This is a genomic window from Pandoraea sp. SD6-2 (assembly GCF_000389825.1).
GTDB classification, from domain to species: Bacteria; Pseudomonadota; Gammaproteobacteria; order Burkholderiales; family Burkholderiaceae; genus Pandoraea; species Pandoraea communis.
Genome location: NZ_KB944428.1, coordinates 93,179 through 112,888, shown reverse-complemented (window position 1 = coordinate 112,888; position 19,710 = coordinate 93,179). Strand labels below are relative to the sequence as shown.

Here is a 19,710-nt window from a genome sequence, read left to right as displayed (position 1 = left end):
AACCACGCATACAAGCGCGCCACGGTGGAGCGCATCGACATTCCCAACGTCCTGAATCGGGAGTTCGACGTGGCTACGCCGAATCAGGTCTGGTGCGGCGACATCACGTATTTATGGGCGCAGGGGCGCTGGCATTATCTGGCCGTGGTGTTGGACCTGTTCACGCGCCGCGTTGTCGGCTGGTCATTCTCGACGAGCCCCGACGCCGACCTCGTAGTGAAGGCATTAGACATGGCGTTCGAGCAACGCGGTCGGCCCACGGGCTTGATGTTCCACAGCGACCAGGGCGGTCAATATGCTAGCCGGAAATTCCGTCAGCGACTGTGGCGCTATCGAATCAGGCAGAGCATGAGTCGGCGTGGAAATTGTTGGGATAACAGCCCGATGGAACGCTTGTTCCGAAGCTTGAAAACGGAATGGGTGCCAAGCACTGGATATATAAGTGTTCGAGAAGCACAGCGGGACATCAGCTATTACCTGATGCAGCGATACAACTGGACTCGACCACATCAATTCAACGAGGGTCTAGCCCCGGCAGTCGCAGAAGAAAAACTTAACTCGGTGTCCGGCGTGGGTTGACCACTACACTATGCCCGGTCATCCTAGCTAGATCCAACGGCGGTAGCGTCTTCGCCAGGCGAGTGATTGACCTGACTGATTTTTTCGTACCACGGGCGTCTAGAGATTCACGGCCCCTTGATCCGAGTCGAAAGCGCACCCTTTAACCGAAGATTTTCCACCATGGTCGTTTCATAGGACCAACGCTGTTACGCGTAGAAGCCGCTCGACAAATACTCCCCATGGCAGAGGTGTTTGTTGCGGCCACAATGGCTCGGTTTGAAATGCGATAGAGCGCTTCCGACAAGGATTCATATGTCGCTTGATCTTCGCCATCAAAGCCAAGGTCATTCCATGACCCCATACCTCCGAAAACCCACGAGGACTGAGCGGCCGAAAGAAGTTGGATCGCCTCCCTCGAAATAAGAGAGGAGTTGGCAAATTCCTTATGGAAACCGTGAATCGGCGACTCTGCGGAAAGATCCTCCAACCCTCTGGCAAAGCAAGCTGCGAAGCCGTCCAGCCCCTTTTGAGTTGCGAATGCTTCGACTCGCATAAGGACACCGCAAAACTGGTCGCGAAGCGACTGAAGATCGACTTGCTCGATTTCGCTTGGCGGTCGGTTCCCTGCCACTCGTCCGTAGGTCACTCGCCATATTCGCCTGTCGGCGCTCTGCTGGTCACCAACAACCCAGCGAGCCGCCCAATAGTCGGAACTATTGGGCTTATTAGCTTGCACGGACCAGACCCCGCCGCCGCCAACGAAACCTACAAGCATCCTGTCGGTCACTGCCACCCCCTCGACATTGGGATCATTTGATGGCCCATGCGACATCCTCAACTCCATAAAACCATGCTCCTTCAGGTATTGGAACCATGCGGTCGGGTCAGCAGCAATTTGTCGTTCGGACCAGCCGGTCGGCGTCTTGTCCAAATCCACAAAGTGAACGAATTCGCAGAATGTGTTCGCACTGTGCTCCATACCCATGCCAGGGGAGTCGACATCTCGCAACACAGCGTTTCCTTCGAGAACTAGCGCAACGATTTGGGCGATGGTCCCTTGCATGTTTTTCCTTACGGGTAGTGATGCTTCTAGGTAGCTTGTGTTTCACCCGTATAGGGCGAACATGCGGTAAGGAGAGTGTCCCCTTAGCCAACTGCGGCCGATCGTCGATTCCGCAGACCGGCGATCTGGAAGACTGCTTTGCAGCTCAGACCTGACACCGGACACAAATCATACTTTCACCCAAGAGGAGCAAACGAAAAGTCGCGAATAATTCAACGACATTTAAGTCGCTGCATCCCGACGGCGCGCCGGCGCACGCCCAACAATCCGTCATTCGTCGCCACTGGATTGTTGGGCGCTAATCGCTCATCGCGGCTGTAACGATCCGGGCTTCAAAGTCCCAACTCGCTCAGTCCCGGATGATCGTCCGGCCGACGGCCCAAGGGCCAGTGATACTTGCGCTCCGATTCCTTGATCGGCATGTCGTTGATGCACGCATAGCGACGTTGCATGAGACCATCCTCGCCGAACTCCCAGTTCTCGTTGCCGTAGGAGCGGAACCAGTTGCCCGAGTCGTCGTGCCATTCGTAGGCGTAGCGCACGGCAATGCGATTGCCGCCGAACGCCCACAGTTCCTTGATCAGACGATACTCGTGTTCCTTCTTCCATTTGCGCTCGAGGAACGCCTGCGCTTCCGCGCGATTGTTCGCGAACTCTGCGCGATTGCGCCATTTCGTGTCGAGCGAATAGGCGAGCGCGACCTTGGCGGCGTCGCGCGAATTCCAACCGTCTTCCGCGAGACGGACTTTCTCGATGGCCGTCTCCAGCGTGAACGGGGGAAGCGGCGGGCGAATTGCTGCGGGTGAAGTCATTTCGGATCTCCTTGTGGGGTACAGCGCGTTGCTGGTGCTCGACGTGGAGCGCGGCCCCGTCATCGTGCAACCCGAGAGGGCAAGGCCGCCCGAAGCAAGCCCGGCACCGGTGCTCAGTAAGAATTTTCGTCTTTGCATCATGGGTTCAAAACGGCTTGGTCGGCAGATACTTGCCGTCGAGCGTGATGACGGCACGCTCGCCGCCTTCAGGGTCCGGCACCTTCTGGATATCGAGTTTGAAGTTGATCGCGCTGATGATGCCGTCGCCGAATTTCTCGTGAACCAGCGCCTTCAACGTCGAGCCGTACACCTGCACCATTTCGTAGAAGCGGTAGACGGTGGGATCGGTCGGCACGCCACCCGGAATGCTGCCGCGCACGGGAATGGTTTGCAGCAGGCGAACGGCGGCGGCGTCGAGCCCGAGGCGTTCGGCGACGAGCTTCGCCGCATTCTCCGGCAGCGCATGCTGACCGAGTAGCGCGGCTGTCGTGTATGCGAGGCTCAAGCCCGTGCCTTCGTTGATGGCTTCGAAGGTGAGGTTCTTGCGCACCTTCGCGTCGACGATCGTTTCCGTCAATGCTTCGCGTGCGTTCGGTGTGACTTGCGATTGGGTCATGATGTTGCTCCTTGGGTAAAAATCAACCTGGTGAGATCGACAGTCGGTGTGACAAGCCGGGAATCAGAGCGCAGCCACGCACTCGGCGGGCGTCGCGGTGACATCGGGATGCGCAGCGAGCGGCACGAACTGGCGGGTCGCGGCGTCGAGCGCGTCGATCGAGCCGGATTCGATGTCGTAGACCCATCCGTGCAAATTTAGGCGGCCTTGCGCGAGTCCCAGTGCAACTGAGGGGTGGGTCTTGAGGTTGTCGAGCTGGGCGATGACGTTCTCGCGCACCATCGAGTCGACGCGCTCGCGCTCGCCCGCATGTTCACGCGCCTCGTTGACGAGCCTCGCCGAGTCGGCGTAGCGCAGCCAGTTCGCGACAGCGGGCATATGGTCGAGGCACTTGCACGTCGCGACGGCCGTCATCGCGCCGCAGTCCGAGTGGCCGCATATCACCACATCCGTCACGCCGAGCGCGGCCACCGCATATTCGACCGTTGCCGACACACCGCCGGGCTCAGGACCGAACGAAGGCACGATGTTGCCGGCATTGCGGATCACGAACAGATCGCCCGGTTCGCGCTGCGTGACCAGTTCGGGAACCATGCGGCTATCGGAACAGGAAATGAACAGTGTGCGCGGCGTCTGACTGGTGGCCAGCTTGCGGAACAACTCCCTGCGCGCGGGCATGATGTCCCGCTGAAACTTCAGAAAACCGTCGATGATCTCTTGCATGGTCAGCTCCATTCAATCTGGCGTTCGTTGCCGTGTCGGTCAGTGCGGTGCGTTGGACAGAGAATGGACCTGTTCCGTCATAGCGTCCAAGACGGGTTTATGATGCTAACCATAGGAATCACCAATAGTTATCGAGGACGAGGAGATTCACCATGCTGTTGCGTCATATCCGTTACTTCCTGGCCGTCGCGGAGCACCGCAATTTCACACGCGCCGCCGAGGCGCTGCACGTTTCACAGCCCACGCTGTCGCAGCAAATACGGCAACTGGAAGACACGCTGCGCACGCAGCTCCTAGACCGTTCGGGGCGGAACGTGCAACTCACGGATGCCGGCGCGGCGTGGATGCGCTATGCGAAGCTCGCGCTACAGGATCTGGATGCGGGCGTGCGGGCGATACATGACGTTGGCGAACTGAGCCGCGGCAATTTGCGCCTTGCCGTGACGCCGACCTTCACGGCGTATCTCGTGGGGCCCGTGATCGATCGTTTTTATGGCCTGCATCCCGGCATCGCGATCGACATTCAGGAAATCACGCAGGATCAGATCGAAGCGCAGCTCGCCGATGACAGGCTCGACGCCGGCATCGCGTTCGAGCCCGTCCACACTGCGGAAATCGAAAGCGAGCCGTTGTTTCGCGAGACGCTGAGCCTCGTCGTCGGCGGAGGCCATGCGCGCGCGACGCGCCGCAAGCCGCTGTCCGCGCAGGACTTCGCCAACGAACGGCTGGTGCTGCTGAACAAAGCGTTCGCGACGCGGCGTTACATCGACGAATACTGCGCGCGGAACCGGATCCGCCCGCAGGTTGCCATCGAGGTCAGTTCGATCAGTGCGATCGTCGAGATCGTGCGGCGTGGGCAGCTCGCAACCGTACTGCCCGATGGCATCGCGCGCGAGCATACCGCGCTGCACCCCGTGCTGCTCGACCCGCCGCTGCAGGCGCGCACGGCTGTGCTGCTGCAACGCAAGGACGCGTATCGGACGGCGGCGAGCAAGGCCTTCGTCCAGGTGTTGACGGAATTGACGAAGAACTTCCGACGCTGATGGAGATCGCGTACGTGACGCGCAAAGCGAAGAGATCAACACGCAACGCGCGCTCCGTTAACTTCGACACCTGCGATGCCGACACCACCGGCGTGGGTTGTTACGAAGCGGCGTGCCGCCGCCACACGAAGTGCTCGAGCAGCAGCGGCACGTCTTCGCGGCGCTCGCGCAACGGCGGCAGCCCGATCTGCGCAACGTACAGCCGATACAGCCGATCCGCGCGAAAACCGCCTTCGGCGGCCAGCGCCACGAGATCGGCCTTCGATGCCGCGATCACGCGGCAATCGACGGGAATCGACTCGTTCGCGCCGAGCCGTTCCAGCGTGCGTTCCAAGACATGCTGAGGCGTCACAACGGTAACGTCGCCGAGGCGAGCGATGCGCTCGACATGTCGAAAAAACGCTGTGTCAGCTGAAGAGCATGACCGTACGGTGAGACGGTGAGGAGTGGGCGCGACTTCGGCCAGGAACTGAATAAGATTGACGCGGCGTTGAAGACAGCCGGGGTCGACGCTAAGCAACTCGAGCACCTGGGCCTAGAGGCGCGTTCACGAATACCTGGAAAGAGGTTTATCGTCAGGCTAACGCCCGCAGTTTTGCTGGCGTTCAAGCTGAATCAGGGCCGTGGCTTGAACACCGACGGGATCGACGATGAACCTGTTGTTCATGCCCTTGCTCTGGGCGCCTGCGGTAATCTCGTCGTGATGCCAGCTTTAAACACGTTGACGTAAATATAGCCTTAGCAGGTCACGGAAATGGATGGCAAATTCTAGACTGACGATACGTCCTCCTCGCGCCTGAGTACTGAGGCTGGCACATTTCAGCCTTCAGAAGATCCGAGGATGCCGCGTCGCCATCGGCGCTTCGGGCATGTGCACTTCAAGGTTACGCCTTGAAGGATCGCGGTAGCGCCAATCCGTGCTTCCGAAACAGGCGGGCGACATAGGACGGGGAATCGAGACCGACCGCTGCCCCGCCATAACGACCGTCATGCCGGCTGATTGCAATAGCTGCGTGGCGTGATGCACACGCCCGCGATTGATAGTCGACGATGGATTCGCCAGTGACGTCGCGAAACAGGCGCGTCAACGTGCGCCGTGACAGGCCGAACTCGTAGGCAATGCGATCGAGCCCCATCGATTGATCGAGCGTCGCGTCGAGAAATCCCTGAATGTCTTTCACGAGGTCACGGCGCGCGTCGATGGGTGTCAACGGCAGACGGCCCGCGATCAGTCCCGCCTCGACGCACGTGGCCGCCAACGTCTTGTTAGTCAGTTCCCGCCGATAGGCCGCGAGTTCGCCGACGTCGTGCTGACCGGTGTCGGTGGCGAGACGCACCGCGTTGAGCAGCGCCAACGGCTCGGACCGGATTGCAATCTTCGCGCACGACAGGCTTCTTTGCGCCTTGCGCTTGCAGAATGCGACGAAATCACTCGCCACGTAGACGGCGACGTGTCCCTGCTCCATCCGATAGCCGTGCGTATCGTGCAGGCTCTGCGGCGGCACCACGACAAACGACTTGGGCACCAAGCGCAAGGGCGAGGCGTTCGATTCGACGTTCAGGATCAGTTGGCCCGTGCGCGGCAGCAAGAACATGTACTCGTCATGCTCGTGGGACTGCGTGCGGTAATTGCCGATCGAAACCTGCCGAACATTGGCAATGCGATTTTCGGACAAATGGGTATTGGCATCGGATAGTGCGTCACGAATTTACCCTTGGGCGCTCCATGCGGTGGGTAGCGACTGGCCATAGCGGATGCGGATTCGCTTTCGGCGGACGAGATGATGGCGATCGCCGCGCGCTACGGTCACGAAAGCGCATTCGTGTGCGAACCGCGTGATACGGGCAGCACGTATCGTCTTCGCTTCTTCGTCCCCCGGCACGAGATGGAGATGTGCGGCCATGCGACGCTCGGTGCATTGTGGCTTCTGCGGCGGCTTGGCCGATGGACATCCCGCGTCGCGACGCTCGAGACGTTGAGCGGCATCGTCGACGCTCGCTTTGACGAAAGCACGCAATCCATCGAAGTGAGCCAGCCCAAAGGCATCGTGCAATCGATCGAAGACGCGCGGTGGAAATGCGTGGTTGGCAAGGCCGGCCGACCAACTGCTTTATTGGTGTGCGAGCAGGCCACGGCGTACGAACTGTGCACACGGGAAGCAAGTGCACAGGCGGGGCGCGAAAGCCGGACGACGACAGCGTGCCTCTGTACAACTGGAAGAACTGTTACGCGGATGAGAGGCCTCTGCGTCCATGAAACTCGACACGGGTGTTGACGTCCACGCAGAAATGGCTCCGTCAGGCAGCTTTGGACCTGCGCCTTTTCGACGCGCCTTCTTCGATTCTCGCCAGTACACGCTTGCCCGAATCCACCACTGTGGGATCATGTGTCACCTGATAGCGCACAATCATGCCTTCTACGCAGAGCATCGCATCTGCGGCGACGGTAGCAGGCGACTGGAGCCCGAGGCGGCCAGCAAGTTCAGAAATGTACTGCTCAAGCGCGTGCTTATGGGATACGGCCTGCTGAAGGTGCCCCGGGTCTCCCGTCGATCCGGCTTCGGCGACCACATTGATAAAGGCGCAACCACGGAAGTCTTCCTGCGCGAACCATTCACCTAAGGCTTCCGCGATGACGGACAGCTCGGCACGCTGAGCAAAACGAGCCTCCACCTCTCCGACAAACCAGCGCATCCAGAACTCATGACGACGGTCCAGGAACGCTGCAATAAGTTCGCTCTTGGAGGCGAAGTGCCGGTAAAGCGACATTTTTGCGACGCCTGACTCGGCGATGATCTTGTCGATGCCCGTGGCACGGAACCCGTCCTGATAGAACAGGCGCGCTGCGGTTTCCAATATCCGGTCGCGTGCGGAGGGTTGTGACATTTCGGCCCCTTTTTTGCCAAATCATGTCTGCATTATCGCAGACAGACCTGTCTCTGCATAGCCACCGAGAGGCGCAGAAATTTCTTGACAGACAGACCTGTCTACACCAACATTGATACAGACCTGTCTGAATCAATCAAGGTCCGTCAAGGAGACTGTCATGTGCCCCTCAGATTTCGAAGTCACTGCCCTTCATCAAGCTCTGCAGGCGGATAAGTCGAATCCGGCCACATGGCGCTGGTACAGCGATCTGGTCGACAGCCAACGACTCGCGCTTCGCCTCAAAGAAGACCAGTGGGTCGTCGCGATTGACGGCAGCGACTTTGCATGCGCCGAGGGCCTGTACGCGGCCGTGCGTTGGACGCACATCATGACGCACTCCGGCGGTTACATCACCTTCGCGGCGTAAGCGAGCGAAGTCCGCCATGCACACGCGCTAATCGCCAGACTAAACGATCAAGAACACGCAGCACTGCTCTTATCCACTCTTCGGCCCGGCATCGGGTCTTCATCCACCAACCACTGAGGTAATACCATGTCGACTAATACTGAAATCCGTCCGCCGCTCCCTCCTTTCACACGCGAATCCGCCGTCGAGAAAGTGCGTCTGGCCGAGGATGGCTGGAACACCCGCGACGCTGCCAAAGTGTCCCTCGCGTATAGCCTGGATACTCGCTGGCGCAACCGTGCTGAATTCGCAAACGGCCGCAATGAAGCCAGAGGGTTCCTTGAGCGCAAATGGTCGAAGGAGCACGAGTATCGTCTCATCAAGGAGCTGTGGGCGTTCACTGGTAACAGGATCGCCGTGCGTTACGCCTACGAATGGCGTGACGACTCTGGTAACTGGTACCGGTCCTATGGCAACGAGAACTGGGAGTTCCGCGAGGACGGTCTGATGGTGAATCGCTACGCTTGCATCAACGATTTGCCAATAAAGGAAGAAGAGCGGAAATTCCATTGGCCGCTCGGCCGTCGTCCGGATGATCATCCCGGCTTGTCGGATCTCGGCCTCTAATAGCTGGGCTGATCGTATCGCTTCGATTGGAAGCACGCGGGGAAACAAAGGCAAAGGTGAGGCAGTCTCTGCGACGACGGGCTCCCGACGCTTGGTATGAAGCAGCAACCCAACCCAGCTTGGGAGTTCCAGGGTGTCACGCTGTCCTTTCTCACCTAGTCCGCCCTCAAACGAATGCTGCCCACTCCCATGTGGGCAGCAAACCTTGCAGCCCTTGCTTCTGGAATCCACTTGGTGTCCTCGTGTGGCTAACGCACGGACTGAACGGCATCCTGTCTGTAATTGAATCGGAGAACCTTGGTGGGAAGGTTGTGCTGCTCGACCCGCCGCTGCAGGCACGCACGGCTGTGCTGCTGCAACGCAAGGACGCGTGACGCGCAAAGCGAAGAGATCAACACGCAACGCGCGCTCCGTTAACTCCGACACCTGCGATGCCGACACCACCGGCGTGGGTTGTTGCGAAGCGACGTGCCGCCGCCACACGAAGTGCTCGAGCAGCAGCGGCACGTCTTCGCGGCGCTCGCGCAACGGCGGCAGCCCGATCTGCGCAACGTACAGCCGATGCAGCAGATCCGCGCGAAAACCGCCTTCGGCGGCCAGCGCCACGAGATCGGCCTTCGATGCCGCGATCACGCGGCAATCGACGGGAATCGACTCGTTCGCGCCGAGCCGTTCCAGCGTGCGTTCCCAAGACATGCAGCGGCGTCACACCGGCAACGTCGCCGAGGCGAGCCATGCGCTCGGCATCTCGAAAAAGACGCTGTATCACAAGCTGCGTCAGCGTCCGCTGTCTGGCCATTCACATCGTGCCCGGCTTTTTCTGTCGCTACTCGGAGTCAACACGAACTCATTTAGATAAACTTAGCAGCAGCCGCAAACAAATCATCGTAATTTATGGGGCTCAATCCTGATAACGTTTATATCGGTCCAGCAACTTTGTCGCGTCGTCTGGAATCCGAATGACCGGTGATTGCCCCAGACCTGTCACAGCATCACAGTCGTTGCGAACGTCTCAGTTGGGTCGACAGCGGACGCTCTTACCCAATACCCAAGAGAAAAAAGCCCGTCCCCCGCATAATCAACGGGCAATTTTGCTAATCCCAGATCTGGTGAAATCGCGACTCCCGGAGTGAATGTTGCGCATTCAGTATCTCCGCGGCTATTAGCCGAGGCGTCCCGCTATATCTGTTGCCGTCGCGTTGTAATACGTCATCAGTTCAGAGATGTTTCTGTGGCCAGTCATCCTAGCGAGATCTAACGGTTGTAATTTCTTCGCTAGGCGAGTGATGGCTTCGTGTCGCGTATCGTGAAACGTCACATCCGGGATCTGTGATCTGTCTCGCGCCTTCCGAAATAGCGCGTCGCGGCTCGACGCAGACAAGGCGAATAGCGATTCGCCTTTCGGCACCGCCGGAAGCATCTTCAGAAGCTCAATCGCGCGGGAGGACAGCGGCACGTTGCGTGCCGTGCCATTTTTCGTCATTGGGAGCCGTGCGAACTTGCCGTGGTAGTTCACCGACGAGGCTGTAAGAGCCAGGATTTCGCTAGAGCGCATCGCCGTCTCTATCGCGAACAGAAAGGCAACTGCCACACGCTGCATCGGCGTTTCTACGGGCAGTCCCTCTTCATAGCCCAGGCTCGCAAGCAGCAACTCGATTTCCTCTTGCGAAATCAACCGTTCCCGCCCCGGCGGGTCCGGCGGGCGCTTCACATCCGCCATCGGGTTCGTCACCAGCCAGCCCCACTCCTTCCGGGCCACCAGGAACGCGTGCGACATCAGCGACATTTCCCGTGACGCGGACGCACCCGACACCTCACGCATCCGCGCGTCCCGCCAAGCCGCGATATGGCTTGGCCGAAGGTCGATCAACTTGATGTCTTTGAATTTCCGTCCGCCGATCTCCTTGCCGCCGATCAGGGGCAAACGCAACCTCTCCCATCTCGCGCCACGCTTCGTGTGGGTCACCTTCAGCTCATACTCCTTGAGCACATCCCCAACCGTCAGCGTCTTACTCCCTGCCCCGCTGGCAATCGACCGCAACTCCGTCTCTCGTTGCGCGCTCCACGCCATCGCTGCCGCTCTCGTATCAAACGTCCTGCTATCTCGCTGGCCATCAACCATCACTTGCACGCGCCAGCCCTTCGCCACCTTTTGAATTGATGCCATTTCGTGGGGAAACCTCGGGTAAAAAATGGGGGACCCAGCACGATTTTAGGTGTGAAGAGGTGAGTTTTGGAGCAAGTGGGGGAACAATCAGAATCGACGCAAAAACCCCGCCTCGCCTTATTCGGCGAGCGTTTGCGAGTTTTTGCGGGAAGAAGTGAGACCTACGTAACCGATGCCAAAACGGGGAGTTGGTGCGAGGAAGGGGACTCGAACCCCTACACCCTTGCGGGCGTCAGGACCTAAACCTGGTGCGTCTACCAATTTCGCCATCCTCGCAGCCCGTGGGCGTCGTCACCTTTATGGGGAAACGACATCCCGGCATCGGGTTGACGGCATGCGTGTCCTGGCGGACATGAAAAGGGGCGACTCGTCGCCCCGCTGCATGCGTCAAAGCAGGCGAGCATTCTACATGATGTGCATTTGACCGGCAATCTCTTACAACGCCATCTCCCTCACGCCCGCCCCCAGGCCCGCAATGCTAGAATTCGCACCAATTCATGGCTCTTGCCCCCGGTTGCGCGCCCGCGCACCGACATCCGGGCACCTGGCCAAACCGATACCCCCATTCGCATGCAACCCCACGAGACCGCCGACGACTCCCCCGGCACCCCCGCGCAAGCCAGCGACTACTGCCGCCAGAAAGCCGGCCCCGCCGGCTCCGCGCTCTATTACGCGCTGCTCCAACTGCCGCCGTCCAAACGCGACGCCGCCTACGCCGCCCATGCCTTCTGCCAGGAAGTCGCCGATATTCACGCCGCCGTCCACGACCCCGGCGTCGCTCACGCAAAACTCGATTGGTGGCGCCAGGAACTCGCGCGACTCTTCGCCGGCACCCCCGCACACCCCGTCACGCGCGCACTTGCCCCTGTCGTCAAAAACACCCACATCGCACGCGCCTCATTCGAAGCCGTGCTGCATGGTGCCGAGATGGATCTCTCCCAGATGCGCTATCTCGACTTCGCCGGCCTCTCGCACTATTGCGACGCCGCCGGCGGTGCCCCCGCCGAACTGGTCGCGCACATCTACGGTTTCGACGACCCGCAAACCCCCGCGCTTGCCCGCACCCTCGGCCACGCCATCACACTCGGCCGCCGCGTCACCGACGCAGGTGTCGACGCACGCGCCGGCTACGTCTATTTCCCCATCGACGAATTGCAACGCTTCGGCGTCACCGCCGCCGATCTGCAAAACGGGAAGTACTCGCCAGCCTTCATCGAACTCATGAAGTTCCAACACGCCCGTGCGCGTCAGACCATCGCCGAAGCCGCCGCCGCCATCCCCAAACAAGACCGCCGCAAGCAAAAGCCTTTGCTCGCCCTCGCCGCACTGCAATTGGCATTGATGGATGAGGTCGCCGCCAGCGACTATCAGGTGCTGCACCAGCGCATCGATCTCACACCGCTACGCAAATTCTGGCGCGCCTGGCGCGCTCGCTGAGACCTGCCGCCCCGCTTCCGTTCGCAGATCCGCGACTTCGCCCTGACGATTCGCGGATCCCGCAAACGCACACAGCAACCGTCCCCTGCTCACCTGCACAACTCCAAGCCCCACCGCACCAGCACCTCAAACCCGTAACACATCCAACGGCTTGAACGCACCACTCAACACCGTCTGCGGATTCAGCCCCCACCAGCGCTGCAGCACCGTCGCATACACTTCGCGGAAATCGACGGCAAATGGCAGATTGCCATTCCCATCGAGCCGATCCAATCGCGGCACGTCCCCGTAGAGGCCGCCGCGAACACGCCCGCCCGCAATGAAATGCGGCGCCACCGTCCCGTGATCCGTCCCCTGGCTCTGGTTCTCGCGCGGACGCCGGCCAAACTCCGCATACGTGACGATCATCGTCGATTGCCAACGATTCAACTCGGTCAGCCCAGCCCGCAACGCCATCATCCCCAGCGACAACTGACGTAATAGATTCGCCTGCTGCCCCGGTTGATTCTGGTGCGTATCAAAACCGTTGAGCGTCAGACGCAACACAGCAACGCCGCGCCCCGGCAGCGGCACGCCCGCCGAAGAGTCCGCCGCCGCAACAACCTGCAGCGCAGTTTTCACCACGTTACCGAACGCCCCCGGCGGCATCGGCGTGCGCAGCACGTACTGTCCCTGACGCGGCCGCAGTCCGTCCGCCGCCTTCACGATGTCGTTCTCCACACGCAGCACATGCGCGAGCGCCGGGTTGCTCACCTGCACCGCATTCGCCGACGCCAGCGTCGCATCCCGCAAGAACTGCGCGGGATTGGTCAACGTCACTGCCCGGGCACCACCGCCCAATGGCCCCAACTCCGCACTGCCCACAATCACGCCATCGGCGTCGAAACCCGGTGGCACCGCTTGTTCCGCGAACGCGCGCGACAACCAGCCGTCGCGCAAATACTCGTCGGAACGCGACGCCGTATTCCATATCTCGATAGACCGGAAGTGCGACAGATTCGGCTGCGCATACCCCACACCCTGCACGATCGCCAACTCCTTCGCCTGCCACATCGGCAACAACGGACGCATCTCCGGATGCAAGCCACTATGCCCGTCCAGTTGCACCACCTGCTCACGCTTGATGCCAATACTCGGGCGCAGACTCGCATACATCGGGTCAGCATAGGGAATGACGGTGTTCAACCCGTCATTGCCACCTTTGAGTTCGATCAGGATCAGCAGATTGCCGTAGTTCCCGCCCGCCCCCGGCAGTGTCCCGGACAGATCATGCGCAGCCGCCAAGACCGGCCCTGGTGCCAGCCATGCAGCACCAAGGCCACCGGCAAAAGTCAGAAAATCGCGTCGACGCATCTCACACCTCTCACGGCTAGTCCCGTACGAATGGATACGCAGACGTCGCCCAATGACACTCATCCCGTGCGGCCCGCCATCACTTCATCACTTCAATTGATAGGCGGGGTCCATCAATAACGCCTGCAAATAGGCTGCACTGTTCACGCCGGCCGTTTGCGGCACCGCAGGCGCGAACGGCAACACCGCCCGCTGCAACGCCTCGCGCGCCCTCTCATCCGGAACGTCGACCGGCCCCAGCGCGTAAGGTTGCAGCCAGCGCGATAGATCGAAACGCACGCCCGCGACGGTTCTCGGCATCGCTGCCGCAGGACGAAGCGCCGTGCGTTGCACACCAGAACTCGCCGACGACGACGGCAACACCATCGACGGTCCACCGGCATTCGCGTTCTCCGTCGCCCGGAACATGCGCTCCACGAACTGCTTTCGCGCCAACAACGTAGTGCTGTCGATCCATGCATCGCCGCCGGGCCACCCCTTCACATTCGGCGGACGAAGCAGGTCCTGCCCAAGTGCCCGCATCTGCTGAGCCAGCATCTGCGGATCGTCGTAGCCAATGTCGAACTCGCGCACGGTGTCCGTCACGAACTCCGACGGCGACTTGACCAACGTACCCCGTGTTCGCGCATCCCAAAAGGCAGGCGTCAGCAATAGCGCACGCATCGCTACACGAATGTCGTATCCGCTCGCGCGAAAGGCGCTCGCCACACGTTGAACCTGCGACGGCTCTGGCGTCGGCGATACGAACTCGCGCCACAATTTGCCGGTGATGAACGTCGCTGTCTCCGGACGCGCCAGCAAAATGTCGAGCATCTGATCGCCATCGAAGTCGCCGGTCTGGTTCAGCACGGTCTTCGCGCCCACGTCATGAACATTGGCGCGCCAGACATAGCTCATCGTCGGCCGATCAATACTCCAGCCGGTATAGGCGCGCGCCGCCTCACGGACATCCTGCTCGGTGTAATGCCCCTCGCCCAGCGTGAACAGCTCCATGACCTCACGCGCGAAGTTCTCATTCGGATGCCCCTTCCGGCTGCCCGCACCATCGAGATAGACGAGCATGGCCGGGTCCTTCGACACCTCGTGCAGCAACACGCCGAAATTGCCCAGCGCATTCGCACGCAGCAGCACGTTCTGACGGTAAAGCACGACCGGCTCGCGAACCTTGTCGTCGCTCGACACGAAGTGGTTGTGCCAGAACATCGTCATGCGCTCAGTGAGCGGCGACGGCGTGCTCGCCATCTCCTGCGCCCACCAGGCAGCCAGCGACGCCGCCATGCGATCACGTCGCTGGTTCAGCTCACGGCGCTGCTCGTCGGTCATGTTCTTGACAGGCGCGCCATAGAGCGGCGGATCGGCCGCCCATGCGGGGGGTGGCGTCACGGCAGTACGGCGTGTTTGCTCCAGCAGGCGGTCGACGGCCTGCGCGCGCGTCAATCCGACGAATGGCGCCAGTTCGCGAGCGTCGGGCGAGTAGCCGGTGCGGGTGAGGAGGTAGCGAGCGTCGTCGGTTGTAAGGGCACGCGTCGAAGGATCGACGGCAGTGTTCGTTGCATGCGTCGACGTCGAACGCGCCGTATGCGTCACGCCCGCGTGCTTCGCCCCCGCAGCGTGGACCACCAACGGCGACGCCAGCCAAAAGGCGGCGAGCAAGCCCGGCACGAGCCGCCGGCAGGCGAGCGGTTTCAGGTAGACGGATAGTAACGGCGGCGGTGCGATCCGTTCCCTCGCCTTCTCGTTACGCTTGCGGCGAGCGCAAAAAAAGCCAGCGTCGACAGCGGCTGGCGATGTTGGATTCGGCTTCATGGGACGCTCGCGTCAAAGTGACATCACTGGCGTTTTGGGAGAAGCGTTTGGCGACGTTTCCGAAACTGATCTGGCACCAACGTAGTGCGCGTCATGCTAGTGACTGTACAACTCGCGCACAGCGTCTTGAATATGTTGACGAAGCAAGCGCCGGTCTTCCGGCGACATATGACCATTCGGACGGCGGCCCGGCGGCGTGTTCTGCAGATCGTCGTTGCGGCGCTCGGCAGAGGTATCCCCCTGCGACTGCCCATTCTTCGACGGATTGCGAGGCGACGGCGCTGGCACCGAGCGCTGCTGTCCAGACGGACTCACGCCATGAGATTGCGTGCTGAAATGGGCCACGGGACGGGCATACGTCACACCCAGGTGTCCCCAGAGCATGATTCCCCCGAACAGTAGCGTCAACTCAGCAGCCCATCTCATCTTGTGCGTATGTCCTTCATGCCATGCGGCAGGTTTTCGCCCTGGCAGGGGTGCAAGTGTACCCACTGCCTATGGTCAGCGCACAAGGGGTAGGGTAAATTGTGTAACCCTTTGTAACCCGCTTTGGCGGCCTCCTCAGTTCGCAACATTTCGGGCTAAGATACGTGGCATGGAAAACAAAAATTCTCCCAAAATTCTGGTTGTCGACGACGATCCGCGCCTGCGCGACCTGTTACGTCGTTACCTCGGGGAACAGGGTTTCAATGTCTTTGTGGCCGAAAATGCAACGGCCATGAACAAGCTTTGGGTACGCGAGCGCTTCGATCTGCTCGTGCTGGACCTGATGCTCCCCGGTGAAGACGGTCTTTCTATTTGTCGCCGCCTGCGTGGCGCGAATGACCGCACGCCGATCATCATGTTAACGGCCAAAGGCGAGGATGTCGACCGTATCGTCGGCCTCGAAATGGGTGCCGACGATTATCTGCCGAAGCCCTTCAATCCGCGCGAACTCGTCGCCCGAATTCATGCCGTATTGCGCCGTCAGGCGCCGCCTGAACTTCCCGGCGCACCCAGCGAAACCATGGAGACGTTCGAGTTTGGCGACTTCGCCCTGAACCTCGCCACGCGCACGCTCACCAAAAACGGTCAGGAAATCGCGCTCACGACGGGCGAGTTCTCGGTGCTCAAGGTATTCGCGCGCCATCCGCGCCAGCCCTTGTCCCGCGAGAAGCTGATGGAACTCGCACGGGGGCGCGAATACGAAGTGTTCGACCGCAGCCTCGACGTGCAGATCTCGCGCCTGCGCAAGCTCATTGAACCGGACCCGGGCAGCCCTCGCTTCATTCAGACCGTCTGGGGCCTCGGCTACGTGTTCATTCCGGACGGCGGCGCGTGATCGGCCACCTTCGCGTCTCACGCTGCAAAACGACGCCGGTCGCAACAAGCTCGCGCACCGGCGTCGTGTCTTGTTTCACGTCGCATCCCATGCCGCACGTCGCGCTTCGTCCCGCCCCCCGTCATCCGGCACACCGGGCCTGCGGGCACGCACAAATCACGCTTTAGACGGAGCAACCCCATGCATCCGATCCGGATGGTACGCGGGCTGTTCGGCGGTCTTTTCTGGCGTACCTTTTTCCTCATCGCACTGCTTATCGGCGTCAGTCTGGCCGCCTGGTATCAGAGCTTTCGCGTGATCGAACGCGAGCCGCGCGCACAACGGGTTGCGCAGCAGCTCGTGTCGATCGTCAAGCTCACGCGCACCGCCCTGCTCTATTCCGAACCCGATCTGCGCCGCGCATTGCTCCAGGATCTGGAGAGCAATGAGGGCATCCGCGTGTATCCGCGCGAACCGGCAGACAAGGTCGAGAAGCAGCCGGGCGGCGTGGTGCAGGATCTGATCGTGCGCGACGTGCAACGGCGTCTTGGCACGGACACGATCATCGCCGCCTCGGTCAACGAGATCCCGGCCATGTGGATCAGCTTCAAGATCGACGAAGACGACTACTGGGTCGCCATCGAGCAAGACCGGATCGACACGGCCACCGGCCTTCAACTCTTCAGTTGGGGGACCTTCGCGCTGGCACTCTCGCTCATCGGCGCCGCCTTCATTACCGCGATCGTGAACCGGCCGTTCGCCCGGCTCGCCCACGCCGCTCGTGCCATTGGCGAAGGGCAACGCCCCGATCCGCTGCCCGAGCGCGGCATGGGCGAGGCCGCCGAGGCCAACCGCAGCTTCAACCAGATGGTGGACGAACTCGAGCGCCTCGAAGCCGACCGGGCACTGATGCTCGCCGGCATCTCGCACGACCTGCGCACACCACTCGCCCGGCTACGGCTGGAGACGGAGATGAGTCCGTCCGACGAGAACGTCAAACGCGACATGATCAGCGACATCGAGCAAATGGACGAGATCATCGGCCGCTTTCTCGATTACGCCCGCCCAGCGTCGCGCACGATGCAGGCGCTGGACCTGTCGGATATCGTGCGCGAGACCGCCACCTCGTTCGACGGCAGGGAAGACCTCAACGTCACCATCGAACTTGCCGAAGCCACCGCAGTGCTGGCCGAGCGCACCGACCTCAAGCGCCTGCTCACGAACCTGCTCGAGAACGCGCGCAAGTATGGCCGCGACGCCGAGACCGACATCGCCAACGTTCACATCACGACGCGCGTGCTCGGTGAACGCGTCGAGATGCGTGTGCGCGATACCGGCCCCGGCATTCCCGAGGAGCAACTAGCCCTCGTTTTCCGCCCGTTCTATCGGGTGGACACGGCACGAACCAAGGCAGACGGCACCGGCCTTGGCATGGCAATCGTCCAGCGCATTGCCACACGCTACAAAGGCATCGCCTCGCTGCGCAATGTTCGTCCGGGCACCGGCCTTGAAATCATCGTGTCATTCCCGCTAGCTAAATAGATGTGATCGCGCGGGAATTTGGCTATGCTCAAGGCTTCTTCCGCGCGGCATCACACAACATCCTATCGACGGGATTTGATTTAACTATCCCCGGCATAAAAATAAACTATTGCTGCCATTGATTTGATAGCGTATACTGCCTTGGTTGACCGGGATCGCATGATCCCGGTCAGTTGCTGGTTGCGATGTACCTGTGACATCTCGACATAAACCGCACTAATTTAGGAGTAAATCGATGAAGACTGTCGGCGACAAACTCGAAGCGTTCTCGGTAGTAGCTGCCAAGCCCGGTTTCAACAACCACGAAGAAAACGGTGTGTCGGCTTTCGAAACGATCACCGAAGCCTCGTTCCCGGGCAAGTGGAAGATCATTTACTTCTACCCGAAGGATTTCACCTTCGTGTGCCCGACCGAAATCGTTGAGTTCGCCAAGCTGGCCAACGACTTCGCAGATCGTGACGCTGTTCTGCTCGGCGGTTCGGGCGACAACGAATTCGTGAAACTGGCATGGCGCCGTGAGCACAAGGACCTGAGCAAGCTGAACCACTACTCGTTCGGCGACACCACGGGTGCTCTGATCGACCAACTCGGCGTGCGTGAAAAGGAAGCCGGCGTGGCCCTGCGTGCAACGTTCATCGTTGACCCGGACAACGTCATTCAGCACGTTTCGGTGAACAACCTGAACGTCGGCCGTAACCCGGAAGAAGTTCTGCGTATTCTGGACGGCCTGCAAACCGACGAACTCTGCCCGTGCAACCGCGCGGTCGGCGGTGCAACGCTGTAAGCGTCGTCTCGAAGCCCGCGCAAGCGGGCTTTTTCAGCCCAAAGCAATAGGAGAAATTTATGGAATTCATCACCGCGATTAAGGCGCAGATCCCTGACTACGCCAAGGACATTCGCCTGAACCTCGACGGCACGATCGCCCGCTCCTCGCTGGAAGGCAACGACGCCGTTGGTGTGGCCCTCGCGGCCGCCTTCGCGGCCAAGAGCCAGCCGCTCATCAAGGCGATTCGCGAAGCCGGCGTATTGTCCCCGGAAGAGCTTGAAGGCGCGTTGACCGCCGCCGCGCTCATGGGCATGAACAACACGTGGTATCCGTACCTCGAGATGGCCGATAACGCCGAACTCAAGAACGAGAAGGCCCAACTTCGCATGAACGGCTACGCCACGCGAGGCGGCGTCGATCAGCGTCGCTTCGAGATGTATGCCCTGGCGGCGTCCATCATCGGCAAGTGCCACTTCTGCGTGCAGTCGCACTTTCAGTTGCTCGCCGCCGAGCATGGGATGAGCACCGCGCAACTGCGTGACGTCGGCCGTATCGCCGCTGTCATCAACGCCGCTGCGCAAGTCCTCGCCGCCGAGGCAGCGTAAGGTAAGGCTTGGCGC

The 19,710-nt window shown here is 60.7% G+C and carries 20 protein-coding genes, 1 tRNA gene and 5 pseudogenes; 13 read left to right on the top strand and 13 right to left on the bottom strand.

All coding sequences use genetic code 11. From position 1 onward, the window contains the following. Positions 1-579 (top strand): IS3 family transposase (locus C266_RS06655; protein ID WP_010808886.1); only part of this gene is annotated, 579 nt, incomplete at its 5' end. Between the two features lie 142 nt (positions 580-721). Here C266_RS06655 and C266_RS06650 read toward each other — a convergent pair. The 4 genes from C266_RS06650 to C266_RS06635 form a co-directional block, all read right to left on the bottom strand. Next, on the bottom strand, positions 722-1,624 hold the full coding sequence (locus C266_RS06650) for a hypothetical protein (protein ID WP_010808885.1): 903 nt from the start codon (positions 1,622-1,624) through the stop codon (positions 722-724). 332 nt (positions 1,625-1,956) lie between these two features. After that, entirely contained in the window at positions 1,957-2,436 is a 480-nt protein-coding gene (locus C266_RS06645; protein WP_010808884.1) for a DUF1348 family protein, read from the bottom strand. 145 nt (positions 2,437-2,581) lie between these two features. Next, positions 2,582-3,052 carry a cyanase gene (gene cynS, locus C266_RS06640; RefSeq protein ID WP_010808883.1) on the bottom strand — a complete coding sequence of 157 codons (471 nt, stop codon included), beginning with the start codon at positions 3,050-3,052 and terminating at the stop codon, positions 2,582-2,584. A gap of 63 nt (positions 3,053-3,115) precedes the next feature. Further along, positions 3,116-3,775 (bottom strand): carbonic anhydrase, encoded by a 660-nt coding sequence (locus C266_RS06635; RefSeq protein ID WP_036661880.1) that lies wholly within the window; start codon positions 3,773-3,775, stop codon positions 3,116-3,118. Between the two features lie 152 nt (positions 3,776-3,927). Here C266_RS06635 and cynR point away from each other — a divergent pair, with 152 nt between their 5' ends. After that, entirely contained in the window at positions 3,928-4,818 is an 891-nt protein-coding gene (gene cynR / locus C266_RS06630; RefSeq protein WP_010808881.1) for a transcriptional regulator CynR, read from the top strand. Here cynR and C266_RS28365 read toward each other — a convergent pair. Together C266_RS28365 and C266_RS06615 are read right to left on the bottom strand one after the other, a co-directional pair. Continuing rightward, a pseudogene (locus C266_RS28365) lies at positions 4,784-5,149 on the bottom strand (sigma 54-interacting transcriptional regulator); the annotation flags it as partial. The gene cynR and the pseudogene C266_RS28365 overlap by 35 nt on opposite strands. Before the next feature lie 553 nt (positions 5,150-5,702). Then, positions 5,703-6,494, bottom strand: coding sequence for an AraC family transcriptional regulator (locus C266_RS06615; RefSeq protein ID WP_246831148.1), 792 nt, complete (start codon positions 6,492-6,494; stop codon positions 5,703-5,705). 105 nt (positions 6,495-6,599) lie between these two features. Here C266_RS06615 and C266_RS26690 point away from each other — a divergent pair. Continuing rightward, positions 6,600-6,797 (top strand): annotated as a pseudogene (locus C266_RS26690) (PhzF family phenazine biosynthesis protein); the annotation flags it as partial. 96 nt (positions 6,798-6,893) lie between these two features. Continuing rightward, positions 6,894-7,089: pseudogene (locus C266_RS28035) on the top strand (IS3 family transposase); the annotation flags it as partial. 27 nt (positions 7,090-7,116) lie between these two features. On the opposite strand, the gene C266_RS06605 reads toward C266_RS28035, so the two are convergent. Then, positions 7,117-7,704 (bottom strand): TetR/AcrR family transcriptional regulator, encoded by a 588-nt coding sequence (locus tag C266_RS06605; protein WP_010808876.1) that lies wholly within the window; start codon positions 7,702-7,704, stop codon positions 7,117-7,119. Between the two features lie 160 nt (positions 7,705-7,864). On the opposite strand from C266_RS06605, the gene C266_RS06600 reads away from it, so the two are divergent. From C266_RS06600 to C266_RS28250, 3 genes are all read left to right on the top strand, one after another. After that, positions 7,865-8,113, top strand: coding sequence for a hypothetical protein (locus tag C266_RS06600; RefSeq protein ID WP_010808875.1), 249 nt, complete (start codon positions 7,865-7,867; stop codon positions 8,111-8,113). A 126-nt stretch (positions 8,114-8,239) separates the two neighbouring features. Next, positions 8,240-8,719, top strand: a complete 480-nt coding sequence (locus C266_RS06595; RefSeq protein ID WP_036661827.1) for a DUF1348 family protein — start codon at positions 8,240-8,242, stop codon at positions 8,717-8,719. 242 nt (positions 8,720-8,961) lie between these two features. Next, on the top strand, positions 8,962-9,093 hold the full coding sequence (locus tag C266_RS28250) for a hypothetical protein (RefSeq protein WP_256380696.1): 132 nt from the start codon (positions 8,962-8,964) through the stop codon (positions 9,091-9,093). A 28-nt stretch (positions 9,094-9,121) separates the two neighbouring features. Here the strand turns inward: C266_RS28250 and C266_RS26685 are convergent. Next, a pseudogene (locus C266_RS26685) lies at positions 9,122-9,406 on the bottom strand (sigma 54-interacting transcriptional regulator); the annotation flags it as partial. A gap of 1 nt (position 9,407) precedes the next feature. On the opposite strand from C266_RS26685, the pseudogene C266_RS28290 reads away from it, so the two are divergent. Continuing rightward, a pseudogene (locus C266_RS28290) lies at positions 9,408-9,578 on the top strand (helix-turn-helix domain-containing protein); the annotation flags it as partial. Positions 9,579-9,881: 303 nt separating this feature from the next. Here the strand turns inward: C266_RS28290 and C266_RS06585 are convergent. Next, positions 9,882-10,886: a site-specific integrase gene (locus C266_RS06585; RefSeq protein ID WP_036661823.1), complete on the bottom strand. Its 1,005-nt coding sequence runs from the start codon at positions 10,884-10,886 to the stop codon at positions 9,882-9,884. 189 nt (positions 10,887-11,075) lie between these two features. Beyond that, positions 11,076-11,162: transfer RNA gene (locus tag C266_RS06580), tRNA-Leu, on the bottom strand. A gap of 294 nt (positions 11,163-11,456) precedes the next feature. On the opposite strand from C266_RS06580, the gene hpnD reads away from it, so the two are divergent. After that, positions 11,457-12,323, top strand: a complete 867-nt coding sequence (gene hpnD, locus C266_RS06575; protein ID WP_010808871.1) for a presqualene diphosphate synthase HpnD — start codon at positions 11,457-11,459, stop codon at positions 12,321-12,323. 126 nt (positions 12,324-12,449) lie between these two features. Here the strand turns inward: hpnD and C266_RS06570 are convergent, their stop codons facing one another. The 3 genes from C266_RS06570 to C266_RS06560 all read right to left on the bottom strand — a co-directional run bounded on the left by C266_RS06570 (position 12,450) and on the right by C266_RS06560 (position 15,908). Next, complete coding sequence (locus C266_RS06570) at positions 12,450-13,676, bottom strand: DUF1501 domain-containing protein (RefSeq protein WP_010808870.1); 1,227 nt, start codon at positions 13,674-13,676, stop codon at positions 12,450-12,452. A gap of 87 nt (positions 13,677-13,763) precedes the next feature. After that, entirely contained in the window at positions 13,764-15,482 is a 1,719-nt protein-coding gene (locus tag C266_RS06565; protein ID WP_010808869.1) for a DUF1800 family protein, read from the bottom strand. 96 nt (positions 15,483-15,578) lie between these two features. After that, on the bottom strand, positions 15,579-15,908 hold the full coding sequence (locus tag C266_RS06560) for a hypothetical protein (RefSeq protein WP_144265732.1): 330 nt from the start codon (positions 15,906-15,908) through the stop codon (positions 15,579-15,581). 169 nt (positions 15,909-16,077) lie between these two features. Between C266_RS06560 and ompR the strand changes: the two genes are divergently transcribed. The 4 genes from ompR (at position 16,078) to C266_RS06540 (ending at position 19,695) form a co-directional block, all read left to right on the top strand. After that, on the top strand, positions 16,078-16,803 hold the full coding sequence (gene ompR, locus C266_RS06555; protein WP_010808867.1) for a two-component system response regulator OmpR: 726 nt from the start codon (positions 16,078-16,080) through the stop codon (positions 16,801-16,803). 180 nt (positions 16,804-16,983) lie between these two features. Beyond that, positions 16,984-18,324, top strand: coding sequence for an ATP-binding protein (locus tag C266_RS06550; protein ID WP_010808866.1), 1,341 nt, complete (start codon positions 16,984-16,986; stop codon positions 18,322-18,324). Between the two features lie 235 nt (positions 18,325-18,559). Next, positions 18,560-19,108, top strand: coding sequence for a peroxiredoxin (locus C266_RS06545; protein ID WP_010808865.1), 549 nt, complete (start codon positions 18,560-18,562; stop codon positions 19,106-19,108). A gap of 59 nt (positions 19,109-19,167) precedes the next feature. Further along, on the top strand, positions 19,168-19,695 hold the full coding sequence (locus C266_RS06540; protein WP_010808864.1) for a carboxymuconolactone decarboxylase family protein: 528 nt from the start codon (positions 19,168-19,170) through the stop codon (positions 19,693-19,695). The last annotated feature ends 15 nt before the right edge of the window (positions 19,696-19,710 follow it).